This window comes from Lysinibacillus parviboronicapiens (assembly GCF_003049605.2).
Taxonomy (GTDB): domain Bacteria; phylum Bacillota; class Bacilli; order Bacillales_A; family Planococcaceae; genus Lysinibacillus; species Lysinibacillus parviboronicapiens.
The window spans coordinates 4,279,596-4,297,273 of sequence record NZ_CP073713.1; the positions used below are offsets into that span (position 1 = coordinate 4,279,596).

The following is a 17,678-nucleotide window of genomic DNA, read 5'->3' on the forward strand; positions in this document are numbered from 1 at the left end:
TACCATTGCAAAATATAGTTTGCAAGTGTTTTCTTAAAGTTAAACTATTCAGTTTATAAAAAACCGAGTTTCTTCTATATAAATATAAATGATCGAGTAAACGAAAAAGCGCCACTAAACCGAAAGTTTAGTAGCACTTCTGTCATTAATATTAGCGAACCCAGATAAAGTATGCAAGGAAGACAAAGAATAATCCGTACATCATAGGGTGAATTTCTTTTTTACGACCAGCTAAAAGCATTGTTACTGGATAGAATACGAAACCAATTGCGATACCAGTTGCAATTGAATAACCTAGAGGCATCATTAATACTGTAAAGAATGCCGGTACTGCAATTTCGAATTTATCCCAATCAATTAAACGTAAAGACGATACCATTAGAACACCTACGATAACAAGTGCTGGGGCTGTTACTGCTGGAGTCACAACCGCCAGTAATGGTGAGAAAAATAATGCTACTAGGAATAATACAGCCGTTACAACTGCAGCAAAACCTGAACGAGCCCCTGCAGCCACACCTGAAGTTGATTCTACATAAGCAGTAGTAGTTGAAGTACCAAACAAAGAACCAATTGTTGTTGCAAGTGCATCAGCCATTAAGGCACGGCTTGCGCGTGGTAATTTATCGTCTTTTACCAAACCTGCTTGTGTTGCAACCGCCATTAATGTACCTGCTGTATCGAAGAAGTCAACGAATAAAAATGTTAAGACAACCACTAAAAATTTAACATTTAGTAAAGAACTGAAATCACCAAAAATCGGATCAAGAGCAACCATAAATGTTGAATCTACACTTGGAATTGCAGACACAACTGCTTCCGGTGGTGCAATTACACCTGTAACCATACCCACGATTGCTGTAATAACCATCCCTAAGAAAATTCCGATACTACGGAATTTTAAAATGAGGATGACAGAAAGAATAATACCAAATACCGCAAGTAAAGTTGAACCTGTAAACGAACCTAATGTTAATAATGTAGCTGGACTATCTACAATTATGCCAGCGCCTTGTAAACCTACAAATGTAATAAATAAACCAATACCAGCTGATACTGCATATTTAAGTTGTGCTGGAATTGCATTAATAACTGTTTCACGGATACCCGTCAATGATAGGATAATGAAAATAATCCCTGAAAAGAATACTCCAGTTAAACCAGTTTGCCATGGAATACCATATGTTAATACTACTGTATAAGCAAAGAACGCGTTCAGTCCCATACCTGGAGCCAAAGAGATAGGGAATTTTGCAAAAATACCCATTATCAAAGAGCCGACCGCTGCCGCTAATGCTGTTGCTACAAATACAGCACCTTTATCCATTCCCGCATCACCAAGAATTCCTGGGTTAACAGCCAAGATATAAGCCATAGCAAGGAAAGTTGTAATACCACCAATAATTTCGCGGCGATAATTAGTCCCTAATTCATCGAACATGAAATACTTTTTCATTTTAAAAAAATCCTCCGTATTGTCGTCTTCAATATCGAAAACAAAAAAGACACACTGACTAATCTACTAGTCGCATGTCTACGATACATTTCATCACATCTATTGTGTGAAAGTTTTTAGTGTCTATACATTCGTATAAAACTAAATCGTAGTCAAGTTATTTACGGTAACTTGGTAGAAACTCACGGGCCTTATCCCCGACATTATACGACGACTTATTTAATTTACATTCGTAATATATCATTTCATTTTTTAGATTTCAAGCCTATTTCCGAACATTTCATAAAAATAAAATACGAAAGTTCGTGTAAAATACTAATTTAATGTTCATGATTTATATAAATAGCCGAAAAACGGAGAAAAATCCACATTCACAAATTTTCATTTTTCCTCACATTCGCATCTCCAATGCTCGTTTTATTGTAGTCAAGGTCTCGTATTTAGCATTAAGTTAGCGATTTCAAGGTCGTAATCTTAGTAACAAAGAGCATCGTAGAGTACTGTTTGATAAAGACAGGCACTCTCTATCTTAGCTATTCAGTTAATCATAATCTGGTAATTGTTAATATGAATAGTAAGCAAGAAAGGTTGTCATAACCTTCTCGCTATTTGATGCAGCTTTATTACAAATTGACAGCATCGCAAACCACGTCATCCAATTTAGTGGTCATAAAAAAACTCCCTTTCATTTGCAAATCATGCAAATAAAAGAGAGTATTTGTACGCCATTATAGCAAGGACAATTGAGGCTTCAAGAACATTTTAAAAAGTATTCCTATTATTATTCCCACTCAATCGTTGCTGGTGGCTTAGATGTAATATCATACAGCACGCGGTTAACGTGTTTTACTTCGTTTACTAGGCGTACAGAGATTTTTTCTAATACATCCCAAGGGATACGTGCCCAGTCAGAAGTCATACCGTCGATAGACGTTACTGCACGGATACCGATTGCGTAGTCATACGTACGAGCATCGCCCATTACGCCTACTGAACGGATATCAGGTAATACCGTGAAGTATTGCCATATATCGCGATCTAGACCTGCTTTAGCGATCTCCTCACGTAAGATGAAATCAGATTCACGCACGATTTCAAGTTTTTCTTCTGTTACTTCACCAAGTACGCGAATACCTAGACCAGGGCCTGGGAATGGTTGACGCCATACGATTTTTTCATCGAGACCAAGCTCTAAACCTAAAGCACGTACTTCGTCTTTAAATAATGTTTTTAGTGGTTCAATTAGTTTGAACTGCATGTCTTCTGGAAGACCGCCTACATTATGGTGAGATTTAATTGTTTGGGCAGTTGTTGTACCCGATTCAATGATGTCTGTATATAACGTACCTTGTGCTAGGAAGTCCATTCCTTCAAGTTTCGATGCTTCTTCATCGAATACGTAAATAAATTCGTTACCGATAATTTTACGTTTTTTCTCTGGATCAGACACACCCGCAAGTTTGTCCATAAAACGTTGACGTGCATCGATTTTAATTAGGTTCATATCGAAATCTTCCGTGAAAGTTTTCATAACCTGTTCAACTTCACCTTTACGGTTTAAGTTATGGTCTACGAACATACAAGTAAGTTGATCACCGATTGCTCTATGAATGAGTACCGCAACAACAGAAGAATCTACACCACCAGATAGGGCACATAATACTTTTTTGTCGCCAACTGTTTCACGAATTTTAGCAATTTCAAGCTCGATAAAATTCGCCATTGACCAATCACCTTTAGCTTCGCAAATATCGAACACGAATTGACGTAGTAAGTCATTGCCATATACAGAGTGACGAACTTCTGGGTGGAATTGTACGGCATATAGTTTGCGTTCTACGTTTGCCATTGCAGCGATCGGACAAGCAGCACTTGTGGCAATAACTTCAAAGCCTGCAGGTACTTCCGTTACATGGTCGCCATGGCTCATCCATACGATTTGTTCAGATGGTAAATCACCGAATAATTTGTTAGCAGCTGTTACTTGTACCTCTGCTTTACCATATTCACGTGTTTCAGCACCTTCAACTTTACCACCTTGCGTATGAGCCATTAATTGCATACCATAGCAAATTCCTAATATTGGTAATCCTAGTTCAAAAATAGCTGGATCTACATGGAAGGCTTTTTCATCGTAAACAGAGTTTGGACCACCTGAAAAGATGATACCCGCTGCGTTCATGTCTTTAATCTCTTCTGCCGTAATTGTATGAGGATGCAATTCACTAAACACACCGAATTCACGGATACGACGCGTAATTAATTGGTTAAATTGACTACCGAAGTCTAAAACAACGATTTTTTCTTGCTCTTTTAATAAAGGGCTTGCTGACAATATTTCCACCTCTTCTTCTATTTTTAAAGGATTTTTTCATACGTTCAAAGAAAAACGCGTACGAAAGTAAAAACTTCCTACGCGTCCATAAGTTCTTGATTTATAAAGGCGAATGCGTAGCAAAGAAAAGTGATTCTCTAAACTTCTCACCTAACCAAAACATTCACCTTCATAGAGAAATCATTTACGGTGATTTCGTAGAAACATCCGAACCCTATTTTCGAACTTATATGAAAGCAATCCTAATCATATATAATTTTTTTCATTTTACTCTTTGTACCCACTAAAATCAACCGATTGTGCTATTGATTAAATATTCCCAACTTTCTTTCAGTTTTATGAAATCAACGTCTTTAGCATCATTGCTATAAATACGCTGTTCATAGACTGCCGTTAGTTTTTGCATCTCATCAGTCTCTAACGACGCATCTACCCGCTTCGCGAATGCCCGTAATGTCTCTCCATCTTTTCGACGAAGACCAATGCGTGCTAATTGCTTTGTTAGCACTTGATAAGAAGCATCAAAATTTGTCCAATCTGCTTCTTTTTTACGAAAAGCACGCACCTGCATTTTAGGAATCCATGTTTTCCGCTGCATAAAGAGCGTTAAGCTCACAATAGCCACTAACACAGCAACAGCTAACCATGCGTATTTATGTTTCTTCAACCATGTCCAAACGTCATTTAAGCTAAATGACGAACTAGACGTCGCTTTTTGGGGTTCCGTTTTTTGCTTTTGTGGTTGCTCTTGCTGTTCTTCTGGCTGTAACACTTCTTCTTGCTGTGGTGACTCACGTTGTAAATCATAATCGATATTGACCGTTCCCGAAAATCCAATTGTAGGTTCAAATTCAATCCAACCAGTCCCAGGAATATATGCCTCTACCCACGAATGTGCATTATTATTTGTTACTCGATTCTCACGTAAACCATTTGAGATGGGTCCTAAATCTCCTGGCGCAAAACCCTTCACCCATCGCGCTGGTATGCCCACTGATCGCAACAGAACAACCATTGAAGTAGAGAAGTTATCACAATAGCCAATTTTAGTATCAAATAAAAACTGATCTACATAATCTTGACCTTCTGCTGGTATAGCCGCAGCTGTTTTATTGTAGCTATAGCCACCTCTTGAAAAATAACTTTCTACTGCTTTTACTTGTTCATACACCGTAGCTTTATCTTGAATCAAGTCCTCCGCTAAATCCCTAACACGTTGTGGAAGCGTATTCGGCAGTTGTAAAAAGCGATCTAGAGAAGGATCTAACGTCTCGAGCATTGATGGCTCCGACAAACGAAGTTGTTGCATACTATAGATTGGCTCACTATAAGCAAGCGTATAATGAGATAATAATTTAGTATCCCCATTTTGTTGCTTTGTTAGTATCTTTTCCGTTTGCATATTTTGAATAAATATTGTAGGTTCTTCTGTTGCAATATATCGCATGCCGTATGTTTGAATTAAAAATGGCATAGGAACCTTAATATCCATCTGAATTTCACGTTCATTTTCAGGTGAGCCTACTTGAAGCATAGTAGGAATGACACTATTATCCTGATAAACCTCTTCTCCAAAATTTCCGTTAGAATGAATCCACCCCTTCGAAGTATAGGTATCCTTTGTATCAATACGCCAATAATGTCGGTCACGAGAACTAGCGGTAAAAATCAGTGTATCATCGCCTTTAAATGGTCCTCCTAGCTGACTATCATCCTCACTATAGCCAACAGATTTCTTACCTATTCCTGATTCCCCTTGTCCCGTAACACTTTGGATAAATGGAACTGGGTCCGCCCAGGTGGGTCCTTCTTTTGGTAAAAAGAAGGCTACTGTACTCACAAGCATTACTGATACTAGCATCGGTACAACAATTTTCCACTCCAATGCTGTTTCATTTGATGCACCTGTTTGAAGCCATAAACGCTTCACAAACAGTACACCTGTCATCAAAAGACCAAGGACAACAACTTTGACAATTGCCACTTTCCCGTCATATTCACTAAATGTATCGAGTGTAGCGATGAAAAAAACGGTCAGTACAAAGAAATAGAAGATATTCTTATGCACCGTAATCCAATGGTGAATGAGATATATCAGCATCCAAATAAGCGCAAGAAATAGCACAGTTCTAAAAGAATCTGAAACTTGTCCAAAATTCCCAGAAAGAATGGCTGCCATATTCATTTTCAATTCATTCATTAAAAATGAGACGGTCTCTCCGGATAACACAGCACTTTCGCTATAAACAAAGACAATAAACCATGTAATAAAACCAAGTTTCACAAGCCCCGATAACAGCGGATGAACATTGAATAAGCTAAGTACAAGAGCTAAGCCGATAAATACTAAAAATAAATGGATTAGACTTGTATTCGTTAACTCCATAACTGGAACAAGCCATTCACGTAAAATAAAGAAAATAATGACGTATGCAATTGCTAATTCTACAAAATTTCCTAGTGATTTTTTCACGGCTTCATCACCTCCGTGAATAAGTGATAATAATCTGTTGGATCCACATGTACAAATTGGATTTGCTTATAACGTTTCGCTACCTCTGTCTGCGATGGCGGCCGTTCTGCAATTACAAAACAAATACAGTATTTCGCCAAATTAGCGAGACTATGTAGTAATTGGTCTGAAACATCGGTCGTAACGAGTAAAAGTGAAGCAACCTGCTTAAAGCTTTGCTGATTTCGTAATTGAAATTCAACATTTTCGGTAGGCTTTATGGCAGCTAAATGATGCATCACCTGATCTAGTTGCTTTTCACTCTGAATGAGTGGAAATACCTTCGTCTTTGCTCCTGATGACACAAAAGAAATATCTCCACGTCCTTGCACAATTGTTTGTAACATGGAAGCAGCAAGCTCAACTTTCTCTTCAAATAGCGGCGAAGCCCCTGTATGAAGCACTAACAATAATTCCTGAGACTGACGATCTTCAAATTCTTTTGACTGAAGTGTTTGCGTTTTCGCAAAGGATTTCCAATGAATCCATGAAAAACGGTCACCAGGCACGTATTCACGTAAACCTACAGCCATCGATGTATCTTTCACAACCGAGTACGGTGACATCATTGAGCCCATATCGAATTTTGTTTGCAGCGTAGCATATACCATTTCTCTTACCCTTGGGTACACTAAAACTATTTGTTCACTTTCCATCACTGTACGCTTCTTTGCCCAACCAAAAAAATCACTGAAGACAATGGCTACACCTAAATAACGATGCTCCCCACGTGGCAAACTGTCCAATGTATAATTCCAAGTAAACTTTTTCCTAAAGCCAACAAATTTAATGACACTAGTGCCTTGTACCTTTGATTGAATCAGTGGTTCGCTATTAACAAGCTCCTCCATCAGCATATAAGCAAATGGAAAACGCGTCTTTCGCTCTAAGCTTATTGTTACTTTAACTGATTGCCCACTTTCTACATGTGAAGGTTCAATCTTGCGTTCTACCCCTACTATCGCTTCTTTTACTAATAAAAAAATAAAAGCATACAGCAAAAAAGGACTAACAGTAAAAAATACAAACCAACTAACAAAGCCCCCCTGGAACATGGCATAACAGAACGTTATTAGTATCAGCAAGGTCACTAATAAGAAATGCTTACTTTTCTCAAAAAGAGCTCGCCATTTTTTCATTGCTCTGCAAACCTCTTTGTAGGCACTGGCGTTTTTGCAATAATACGTTCAATAATTTCCTCGGCTGTCACATTATCATAGCGCGCATCAGGCTTCAGTGTTATACGATGGCTAAAGACGAAAGGAACTAAATACTGTACATCATCCGGCGTCACAAAACTACGCCCTTTTATAAACGCATAGGCCTGTGAAGCTTTCATTAGGGCAATTGTCGCACGCGGGCTAACCCCTAAATGAACATAACTATTCTCTCTCGTTTGTGTAGCTAGCTCAACCATATAATTTTTCACGGAATCTTCAACGTAAACACCTTGGACAAGCACCTGTAATTCAATTAATTGTGCCAATGATAGTACAGCATCAATCTTTTCAATTGGCTTACCATTTTCTGCTCGACGTAGTATTTCCACCTCTTGTCCTCTTGAAGGATAACCCATTTTTATTTTTAGTAAAAATCGGTCTAACTGTGCCTCTGGCAGTGGATAGGTTCCTTCATGTTCAATAGGATTTTGAGTGGCCATCACAAAAAATGGCTGAGCTATTTTAAGTGTATTGCCATCAATAGTAACTGAAGCTTCTTCCATCGCCTCCAATAAAGCTGATTGTGTTTTCGGGGATGTTCGATTTATTTCATCTGCTAATACGACATCTCCCATAATTGGACCTGGTCGAAATTCAAATTCCAGTGTTTTAGGATTATAGATAGATACACCTACAACATCAGACGGCAATAAATCCGGCGTGAACTGAATACGTTTAAACTGAGCATCAAAAGATTTAGCGAGGGCACGCACCATCATGGTCTTACCGACACCCGGCACATCTTCTAATAACACATGCCCCTTCGCGAGCAAGGCCACTATACTAAGCTCTGCCACTTCCCTTTTACCAATCATTACTTTTTCTATATTTTCTAGTACAGTTTGTATTTGTGAATTCATAAAAAATACCTCCTTATTCCACCAAAAAATTGTGTGAATTGCATGATAACTTAATTAAAGCATAACGAAAACTGCTTAGTAACACAATTATGTGAAACTGCCAACATTCGGATTGTCGATATTTAGCTATATCAGTTGGACATTATGTGCGTTTTCCTGAATGAAGAGAACTTCTCTCCTTAAAAGCACGCTAAAAGAGGGCTTGTCTGATTTTATCAAACAAGCCCGGTTAATAGTATATAACGATATTACCTATCAAAAAGTTACAAATTTAATTTTTTTAACCATAAATTTTCTAAAGTAGTGTAATTTTCTTCCGCAAGAATTTCTTTCAAGTCACCAGACATTAATATTTCCCCATCATGTAAAACCAATATATCATCCGCGATCTCCTCTGCAAAGGCTAATAAATGCGTGGAAAAAACTACCGTACACCCTTTTGCTTTTTCTTGTAATATTATTTTTTTTAGCTCAGCAATCCAGTAGGGATCAAGACCATTTGTTGGCTCATCTAAAATAAGCAATGACCCATTCCCAAGTAAACTTTGTGCTAGATTAAGACGTTGACGCATACCCTTTGAAAATTGCTGAACTTTTTGTTTTTTCACATCCCATAACCCAACACGTTTTAAGACCTTTTCCTGTTCATTTGATCCAACGCTTTTTAATGAAGCAAGTAACTGTATAACTTCCGTTGCCGTTAGCATCGATGGAAAATCTATATCATCAGGCATAAAACGAATAGCCTGCCGCTCCTGCCAAATGAGCTCTCCTGATAATGGCTTTTCCTGTCCAGTTAATAGGCGAAGAAGCGTGCTTTTACCAGCGCCATTCCCACCAGCAAGCGCCAAAATACGTCCACTTCGCACAGAAAAGGATGCGTTTTTAAGGCCTCTATTGTTTGCATATACATTCGATAAATTGCTCGCCACTAGCAACATTAACATACCCCTCTTTTCTGCAGTAGCTTATTTGCACTTAGCAGTGGTAACGTTATCCAAAGAAATGTCACTATCCCATAGACCACATAGCCTATATATGAAGAGTAAAATCGCGTGACACCATAAAACGCAGGCCCAAGCACACTCGCTTGGTCAGAAAAAATGAAGTAACCAAAGCGTAGCCATTCCGCTGGATTAATATGTATGACGATAACCGTCAGTTTTTGTAAAATATGTCCTGCAACTACTGTACCAATAGCCATTAACGCGTATGATAACAGCAATAAAAAAAATGACCATAATACAAGTGATTGCGACAGCGCAAATAATCTTGTTTGTGCAAACGCTCCAATGGCAATGGCTAGTGATGCGAATATCACAACACATAATAACGTCAGGGTTATAAAAACTAATGGCAAACGTACGCCACCAAGAAACCCTCCTAGTGCTAGCACAGTGCCAAACGCTACTACAACAACTAATATAAACGCACAAACAGTTGCCATATACTTGCCGACAATGTATTGTGCTCTTGTCATAGGATATGTCTTTAATAAAGAAAACCAACCCGATTCTATATCACCAGCAACACTCATACTTCCAATAGTTAAAATAAATAGTGGTAATAAAAATAATAATACATTTAAAAATGAAGCTGTTTGACGCGTGAAGCCTTCAACATCAGGCAGTGCCATTTGTTGGATGACTATAATAGCGGTAAAAATAAATGTAAATAACATGCCTACAAGTTGCATCCACCGACTTCTCAACATCTGCTTCAATTCAAGCTTTAAGAGCATACTGTTCATTGGTGAATCCCCCAATTAAAATTTTGTAAATCCTGATAAACAAGAACCTGTCCCTCACCCTTCAATGCCATCCAATCAACTGCTGCATCCTTTGTTTTAAAGGCCAGTACGCCATAATTCATCGGTGTCCAATACTCCTTGTTGTAAATAAACGTCGCCTTAAAAACATCTATCCACTCGTCGTTATTTGCATCTTTAATAAATGCAGCACCAATTTCATTTTCGCCATTTGCCTTAATATATTCCATCAGACAACCTAGATCATCGAACATTTCAAAATCACCATTCTTTAAAGCAATTTGTCCTACATACTCATTGTGGACTATACTCATATTGCAAATTTTGCAAACATCTGTTTCACCAACAATTTCACGCGGTACATATGTTTTGTCACCACAGCCTACAAGTAATACACAACTTATAACGACCATCACTATCCATCTTTTCATCACGACACCCCTCTTTTCCATAACCACATACTAGTGGTTACAATAAGCAATCCGATTAATAACTGTTGAAAATTTGTTTCGTTCTTTTTTGTTATTTGGTGCGTCATTAATTTTGGCGTAACATCGACCAACACCGTCTTCTCCGTTTTATTTATTTGCTGATCAAGGGAAGTTAGTAAAACTACACTTGGCGAAGCTACAAAATATTGATAAACAGGCTGTCGTACCATCCACTGCCCAAAACTTGACACTGCCACATAGGGAACGTCCCCAATCCCGTCATTCTTTAAATCGATGCCCGAGTAATCATCATAATAATTATTGGTAAGTAACAAGCCTTGGCGATCCGCGCGTGCCGTTAAGATATTACCGGTAAATTGATTATTCGTCGCTACCGAGTTACCCTTTACCATGATTCCCTCAAGTGCCGTTTGATTCATGCGGAAATCATTACTCGCTATTGTAATACCTACACTTTTTTGTAATGCGACACCCGTTCGATTGTTCATAATTGTGTTCAGTTCCAAAACTGCTTGCTGTACATCATATAACAACATACCGTAGCTATTTAGACCATTATGATTTTCTAGATGATTGTCCTTGACATAAATGTCATTTGTCATCATAACCATGAAGCCCGTGACATTATTTCGATACGTATTATGAAACGCTTGTACATTACTCGAATACATAAAATGTGTCCCATAACGGCTATTCGTTACTCTATTATTTTGTACAAGTATATTCTTCACCTCTTCCACGTAAATCCCATCCTGTACAAGTTTTATGTTCGTGTCCTCTACCACAACAACCTCACTCTTAAAAATTGCTAGTCCATTACCCTTTTTCGAAAAGTGCGAGTTATTTCCAGTCATTTCAATGTGTTGTATATGCACATTTTTGGAACGTTGAATATACACACCTGTATGGCTATCCTTAATGTTTAGATTTCGTAGCTCTAAACCGTCTACATCACTTGCGACAATTGCTTGTTTATTTCCCGATAATGCCATATTCTCAATCGTCACTGTAGAGCCACCGTCAATACGAAAAACCGGCTCGTTACCTAGTGCGACAAGTTCAGTCCCCTGTATACCTCGTAGTGTTATTTTTTTCGTTAATACAAAGTTACCTTTGTATTGTCCAGCAGGAATGGTAATTGTAGCTCCTGGCTTTGCTCTATCAATAGCCTTTTGTATATCAAAATCTGCATAGACTGTCTGGCTCATAAATAGTAGGAACAATAAGACACTACCTACTTTCTTCATCATACTGCTTCCTCCCAGTTCAGCATAAGAAGACTAGAGGAACCCCCTAGCCTTCCCGTATTAATGATTATGGTCATGTCCTTTTTCTTGCGTCATTTCCTCCATATGCATTGATTCCGCATCACCATTTGATGCTTTTTCTTGCATTTTCTTTTTACGACGCTCAAGAGCATCATCTTTAATTTTATGTAATTCTTCTACATACGCTTTAGGGTTTTCAACAATATATTTATCTGCATCTGCTTTATCGCTGAAGTAAATATAGCCCCAGTTCATCGGAGATTTAAGCTCTGTTTTGACAATTGTGACATCCTCAACCTTTGCCCATTCCTTTGTCTTGTAATCACGAACAAATTTTTCATTTGTTTCTTCATTCGCTACCTCTGCATTTAATAAACATCCAATATCATCATAAAAAGCGACCGTCCCATCCTTTTTAATCGCTTGTGTAGAAAATACACCCATGTCATGATCCTTCATATACACTTTCATATTACACATTTCACATACAGTATCTTCCTTTGGCTCTTGTAAACGTGAATCAACCAGTGACGCAACTTGCACAGAACTATCTTTAGTTTGTGAAGCTTTTGCCGTTACCTCTTGCTGAGCTTCATCTTCTTTGACCTGACTTTTTTCCATACTACAAGCTCCTAATAATAGTAAAACAGCGAGTACAGGTATCCATAATTTTTTCACAATTGATTCCTCCAATTTTTATTTTTCTTGCTACCTATTACATTACAGATGAGTTGTGAAATAAGATGAAAATCCCTGTGAAGAATTGGAAAAATCCTATTGACTAATTATTGAACGTCTCGAAATCAAGGTTTTATTAGATTATTTAGCGCATGGACATTTGTTTAGAATATCTGAATATGGCGCTTCATCTGAACAATTTTCATGTGAGAGATCTGAGTGTTTGCAGCCCGACGCGTGATACATAGGCTACCCGAGCGTTGCGAAACCCAATCAAAGTGCAACACATATGCTTTTATGACAACAAAAACCCCCTCCACCATAAAATAGTGGAGAGGGTCATTTTTACAATTATATTGAAGTACGGTAACTATTGAGACGCTTCTTTTGTTTGCTTAATCGACTAAGTTTTACAGCAGTTTCAGATAGTTCGTTACGTATTTGCAGATTGCTTACGCTGTCAACAGGAGCTGTCTCTAATTTATTGAGACTGTTTTGCTTCATTTGTTTTTTACCGATTGTCTGTTTATTGTCCTTATTTTTATGCATACTCTGTTTAAACTTTTGTTTCGGGTGCTGTCCAAAATTATGACTTATATCACCCGCATGCAAATACTGTTGTTCATTACGAAAAGTACTGTTTGTCGTCGCACTTACTCTAGAAGTCCTCATAATAATTACCCCCCTTTACTTTTCATCAACTTTATAGGTATTTATATCGACATTATATGCTCGAAATCAAGCTTTCAGAACCAATTACATAAAAAAGTAGAAAAGAGCAGTTCCGAAAATGCGTAACTCACACTTTAGATCAGCTCTTTTACCAAGAATTTATTTTACTTCCAAAAATCATCAAAAATTGTGATAGGCATATGGCGTTTATGCTGTGACCGTAAATAATGCCCTTCTAATATTTCGCGAGCCTCGCTAGGAATTTCCTTACCTTCTAAATAATCATCAATTTGGTCATAAGTTAGACCTAATGCCACTTCGTCTGGTAACGATGGGCGATTTTCTTCTAAATCAGCTGTTGGCACTTTTAAATACAGGTGCTCTGGACAATCTAATGTTACCAATAACTGTTTACCTTGACGTTTATTAAGACGATAAATTGGCATTAAATCCGCTCCACCATCACCGAATTTCGTATAGAAGCCAGTGATTGCCTCCGCAGCATGATCGGTTCCTAAAACAACAGCATTGTTCATCGCGGCAATGGAAAACTGAACTTTCATACGTTCACGTGCTTTTTCATTACCTTTCGCAAAATCACTTAGCTCCACTCCCACATGTGCTAATGCTTGGACACTGGCATCTACTGCCTCTTTAATGTTCACTGAATAAGTTTTCGTAGGTTTAATATAATCAATTGCATCCTGACAATCTTGTTCATCTGCTTGTACACCATATGGTAAACGAACTGCCCAAAATGAATATCTCTGTTCCCCTACCTCTGCATTTAATTCATCAACCGCAAGTTGTGTTAGCTTTCCTGTCAAAGTAGAGTCCTGCCCACCTGAGATACCCAGTACAAAACCTTTTAAAAAGTTATATTTCCGTGCATATGCTTTCAAAAAATCAACGGATTTTCGAATTTCTTCTTGCGCATCAATTGACGATAATACTCGTAATTCCTGAATGATTTGTTGCTGTAAAGTCATATCACTTCACTCCTTATTCTTTCACAATTCTATTAACCATTTCCCGAACTTCTTCAATATTACGCATTTTATTATCCCAGCACTTTTGACTTAAATCGACTGGATACTCCTCCGGGTTCATGGAACGCTTATATTCATCCCATAGCAATTCTAAATTATCTGCAGCATAATTACGCATTTCTTCTAAAGTAGGATTTTGATAGCCAACATGCCCACTTTGAATAACGTGTTGATGTAAATTTTTTGCTTCAAAGTTCGTCACAAATTTCGATACGAATGTGTGCACAGGATGGAACATTTTAATACGCTCTTCAGATTGAGGGTCTTCGTCATGCATCGTAATATAGTCTCCCTCTGCTTTGCCATTCTTACGATCAATAATGCGATATAAATTTTTGAGACCCGGTGTCGATACCTTTTCAGCATTCGCAGAAATTTTAATAGTATCTTCTAATTGACCTTCTTCATTTTCAATTGCAACCATTTTATAAACAGCCCCCAGAGCAGGTTGGTCGTAAGCTGTAATAAGCTTTGTCCCAATTCCCCATACATCTACACGGGCATTTTGCGCCTTTAAGTTCAAAATTGTGTATTCATCAAGGTCATTGGAAACTACAATTTTTGCGTCATGGAAGCCAGCTTCATCTAACATTTTGCGTGCTTCCTTTGATAAGAAGGCAATATCACCACTATCTAAGCGAATACCGATAAAATTAATTTTATCTCCAAGTTCCTTTGCTACTTTAATCGCTGTTGGCACACCAGATTTCAATGTATTGTAAGTATCTACTAAAAACACACAATCACGATGACGTTTAGCATAGGCATGAAATGCGTCATAATCATTTTTGTACGCCTGTACAAGGGCATGTGCATGTGTCCCCGATACAGGAATGTTAAATAATTTACCCGCACGAACGTTACTAGTAGAAGCAAAGCCACCGATAAAGGCCGCACGAGTACCCCAGATAGCTGCATCCATTTCTTGCGCACGCCGCGTTCCAAACTCCATGGCCGTTTCATTTTTCACGATTTGCTTAATACGACTTGCCTTTGTAGCTATAAGTGTTTGATAGTTCACAATGTTCAATAGCGCAGTTTCAATCAATTGCGCCTCCACTAGCGGTGCTTCAATGCGAACAATTGGTTCATTCGCGAAAACAAGCTCTCCTTCCACCATTGAGTACATATCCCCTGTAAATCGAATATTTTTTAAATAGTCGATAAAGTCTTCTTTATAACCAACCACTTCACGTAAATACGCAATATCCGATTCACTAAAGCGAAAATCTCGTAAATAATCAAGCATACGCTCTAACCCCGCAAATATGGCATAGCCATTGCCAAACGGTAATTTTCTAAAATATAATTCAAAAATTGCTTTTCTATTATGTATGCCATCAGCCCAATAGGACTCTGCCATATTGATTTGATATAAATCTGTGTGCAACGCTAAACTATCGTCAACATAGTTTGATCTCATAAGAAAAACCTTCTTCCGCTTTGATAATTAGTCCTAGTATACACTATATACCCAATTTCTTGCGTTTAACATTCCTTAGCACCGATGTTAGATTTCTTCACATTAATAATCAGAAAATTTCGAACTGTACACATTTTAGACACAAATCGTAACACCGCTTTCATTCCTTAAATAATTAGCTTTTTTACAATTTATTACGACACACGAAATATTTCATGTTACATAACGTTACATGAATAACAAAAAAATAATTGCGTTGTTGACCTTTACGTTTTAACATGTAAATTAACTTAACGCAAGGAGCTGGTTTTGATGAAAAAAATAGAAGCAATTATTCGTCCCGAAGTTTTTGGCCTTGTTAGGGATGGGCTTGCAAAGGAAGGAATTGCGGGTCTAAGTATTTCAGAAATCGCTGGCTGTGGTCGCCAATTAGGCCGGACGGGTTTATTTCGTGGAAACGCATATGAAATTGAATTCTTACCAAAATTAAAGTTGGAAATGATTGTCGATGCCGCAAAAGTTGATGCCATAGTTGAAGTTCTATTACGTGATGCCGCAACCGGTAAAGTTGGAGACGGTAAGATATTTATTTATCCAGTGGAACAAGCAATTCGTATCCGTACTAAAGAAGTCGGATTAGTTGCAGTAGATTAAGGGGGCGATATAAATGGATGAAGTGATGTTATCTGTAAATTTAGTATGGGTTATGCTTGGAACAGTTTTAGTATTTTTTATGCATGCAGGATTTGCCATGGTTGAGGCAGGATTTACTCGATCGAAAAACGCCGTCAATATTATTATGAAAAACTTTCTAACCATTTCACTTGGCGGTATCATTTATTTCTTATGTGGTTATGCCATTATGTTTGGCGACACTGCTGGTGGTCTCATCGGAACAAGTGGTTTCGCTTTAAATGGTGTAGATGATCTTTCGTTCTTTATCTTCCAAACAATGTTTGCAGCAACTGGTGCCACTATTCTTTCTGGTGCTGTAGCAGAACGCACTAATATTTTTGCCTATATTGGCGTTATCGTTTTAATGACATTATTTGTTTATCCTGTAGTAGGACATTGGGTTTGGAGCGGTCAAGGCTGGCTAACAGATTTAGGGTTCGTAGATTTCGCTGGATCAACTGTTGTTCATTTAACTGGTGCTGTAGCAGCCTTTGTAGCAGCAGCAATCATTGGTCCTCGACTAGGTAAATATGAAAATGGGCGCGTTAATGTTATTACTGGCCATAGCATTCCTTTAGGCGCATTAGGTGTGTTCTTACTTTGGTTCGGTTGGTTCGGTTTTAACGGTGCATCTACTTTAGCGGCCGATCCCACACTTGTACCTAGTGTTATCGCTAACACATTTTTCGCCGCTGCCGCTGGTGTAGTAGCGACTGCATTCTATACTAAATTCCGCTATGGCCATATCGATGGCTCGCTAACACTAAACGGCGCGTTAGCAGGCCTTGTAGGTATTACAGCTGGTGCAGCAAACGTCACTATTATCGGTTCACTGATAATCGGTGTCATTGCAGCCCCTTTATTAGTCGAAGGTGTCCGCTTCATTGAATGGAAGTTGAAAGTTGACGATCCTGTAGGAGCGATAGCTGTTCATGGTATTTGTGGTGTTTGGGGAACTCTAGCCGTTGGATTATTTGATGTTGGTGGTCAAGGTCTGTTCTACGGTGGTGGTTTTGCTTTACTTGGTGTTCAAACAATTGGTGTCATCGCAACGATTGCTTGGGTTGGTGTCTCTGTATCAGCTGGTTTATTCATTATAAAAGCATTTGTCCCATTACGTGTAACAGCGGAGGAAGAGGTCGCTGGACTAGATGTTATCGAACACGGTACGCCGGCTTACGAATATCAAGATATTTTCAAAAGCACTGCTGTACAGGGGGAAACATTTGCTCAACGACTAACACATTTTGGAAAATCTCCAGCAAACGTCCAAGAAGAACATATATAAAAATACTATCTGAAAAAGAGTC

General features: G+C 38.3%; 15 protein-coding genes and 2 riboswitches. Of the genes, 2 read left to right on the top strand and 13 right to left on the bottom strand.

All coding sequences use genetic code 11. From position 1 onward, the window contains the following. Positions 1 to 151: 151 nt before the first annotated feature. From C9J31_RS20690 to C9J31_RS20750, 13 genes are all read right to left on the bottom strand, one after another. The gene (locus tag C9J31_RS20690; protein WP_107951427.1) at positions 152 to 1,456 is read right to left on the bottom strand and encodes an NCS2 family permease; all 1,305 of its coding nucleotides are present in this window, start codon (positions 1,454 to 1,456) and stop codon (positions 152 to 154) included. A 129-nt stretch (positions 1,457 to 1,585) separates the two neighbouring features. Continuing rightward, positions 1,586 to 1,687: riboswitch (purine riboswitch) on the bottom strand. A gap of 550 nt (positions 1,688 to 2,237) precedes the next feature. Next, positions 2,238 to 3,791 carry a glutamine-hydrolyzing GMP synthase gene (guaA, locus tag C9J31_RS20695; RefSeq protein WP_107926612.1) on the bottom strand — a complete coding sequence of 518 codons (1,554 nt, stop codon included), beginning with the start codon at positions 3,789 to 3,791 and terminating at the stop codon, positions 2,238 to 2,240. Positions 3,792 to 3,943: 152 nt separating this feature from the next. Beyond that, a riboswitch (purine riboswitch) is annotated at positions 3,944 to 4,045 on the bottom strand. A 35-nt stretch (positions 4,046 to 4,080) separates the two neighbouring features. Beyond that, positions 4,081 to 6,264 carry a DUF4129 domain-containing transglutaminase family protein gene (locus C9J31_RS20700; RefSeq protein ID WP_107951426.1) on the bottom strand — a complete coding sequence of 728 codons (2,184 nt, stop codon included), beginning with the start codon at positions 6,262 to 6,264 and terminating at the stop codon, positions 4,081 to 4,083. Beyond that, entirely contained in the window at positions 6,261 to 7,442 is a 1,182-nt protein-coding gene (locus tag C9J31_RS20705; protein WP_107951425.1) for a DUF58 domain-containing protein, read from the bottom strand. The genes C9J31_RS20700 and C9J31_RS20705 overlap by 4 nt, the downstream gene beginning before the upstream one ends. Next, entirely contained in the window at positions 7,439 to 8,383 is a 945-nt protein-coding gene (locus C9J31_RS20710) for an AAA family ATPase (protein ID WP_107926618.1), read from the bottom strand. The genes C9J31_RS20705 and C9J31_RS20710 overlap by 4 nt, the downstream gene beginning before the upstream one ends. 263 nt (positions 8,384 to 8,646) lie before the next feature. Further along, a complete protein-coding gene (locus C9J31_RS20715; RefSeq protein WP_238602208.1) occupies positions 8,647 to 9,324 on the bottom strand; it encodes an ABC transporter ATP-binding protein in 678 nt (225 codons plus the stop codon). Continuing rightward, positions 9,324 to 10,133 carry an ABC transporter permease gene (locus C9J31_RS20720; RefSeq protein WP_238602207.1) on the bottom strand — a complete coding sequence of 270 codons (810 nt, stop codon included), beginning with the start codon at positions 10,131 to 10,133 and terminating at the stop codon, positions 9,324 to 9,326. The genes C9J31_RS20715 and C9J31_RS20720 overlap by 1 nt, the downstream gene beginning before the upstream one ends. Beyond that, on the bottom strand, positions 10,130 to 10,582 hold the full coding sequence (locus C9J31_RS20725; RefSeq protein ID WP_107951423.1) for a nitrous oxide reductase accessory protein NosL: 453 nt from the start codon (positions 10,580 to 10,582) through the stop codon (positions 10,130 to 10,132). Before C9J31_RS20725 ends, C9J31_RS20720 begins: the two co-directional genes overlap by 4 nt. Continuing rightward, on the bottom strand, positions 10,582 to 11,853 hold the full coding sequence (locus tag C9J31_RS20730; protein WP_107951422.1) for a right-handed parallel beta-helix repeat-containing protein: 1,272 nt from the start codon (positions 11,851 to 11,853) through the stop codon (positions 10,582 to 10,584). The genes C9J31_RS20725 and C9J31_RS20730 overlap by 1 nt, the downstream gene beginning before the upstream one ends. 57 nt (positions 11,854 to 11,910) lie before the next feature. Then, positions 11,911 to 12,549: a nitrous oxide reductase accessory protein NosL gene (locus tag C9J31_RS20735; RefSeq protein ID WP_107951421.1), complete on the bottom strand. Its 639-nt coding sequence runs from the start codon at positions 12,547 to 12,549 to the stop codon at positions 11,911 to 11,913. A 351-nt stretch (positions 12,550 to 12,900) separates the two neighbouring features. After that, complete coding sequence (locus C9J31_RS20740) at positions 12,901 to 13,221, bottom strand: NAD synthetase (protein WP_107951420.1); 321 nt, start codon at positions 13,219 to 13,221, stop codon at positions 12,901 to 12,903. A 164-nt stretch (positions 13,222 to 13,385) separates the two neighbouring features. Then, the gene (gene nadE / locus C9J31_RS20745; protein WP_107951419.1) at positions 13,386 to 14,210 is read right to left on the bottom strand and encodes an NAD(+) synthase; all 825 of its coding nucleotides are present in this window, start codon (positions 14,208 to 14,210) and stop codon (positions 13,386 to 13,388) included. A 13-nt stretch (positions 14,211 to 14,223) separates the two neighbouring features. Then, the gene (locus C9J31_RS20750; RefSeq protein WP_107926631.1) at positions 14,224 to 15,693 is read right to left on the bottom strand and encodes a nicotinate phosphoribosyltransferase; all 1,470 of its coding nucleotides are present in this window, start codon (positions 15,691 to 15,693) and stop codon (positions 14,224 to 14,226) included. Between the two features lie 312 nt (positions 15,694 to 16,005). Between C9J31_RS20750 and C9J31_RS20755 the strand changes: the two genes are divergently transcribed. Next, positions 16,006 to 16,347: a P-II family nitrogen regulator gene (locus C9J31_RS20755; protein WP_107951418.1), complete on the top strand. Its 342-nt coding sequence runs from the start codon at positions 16,006 to 16,008 to the stop codon at positions 16,345 to 16,347. Between the two features lie 13 nt (positions 16,348 to 16,360). Beyond that, positions 16,361 to 17,656 carry an ammonium transporter gene (locus C9J31_RS20760; protein ID WP_107951417.1) on the top strand — a complete coding sequence of 432 codons (1,296 nt, stop codon included), beginning with the start codon at positions 16,361 to 16,363 and terminating at the stop codon, positions 17,654 to 17,656. Positions 17,657 to 17,678 lie beyond the last annotated feature (22 nt).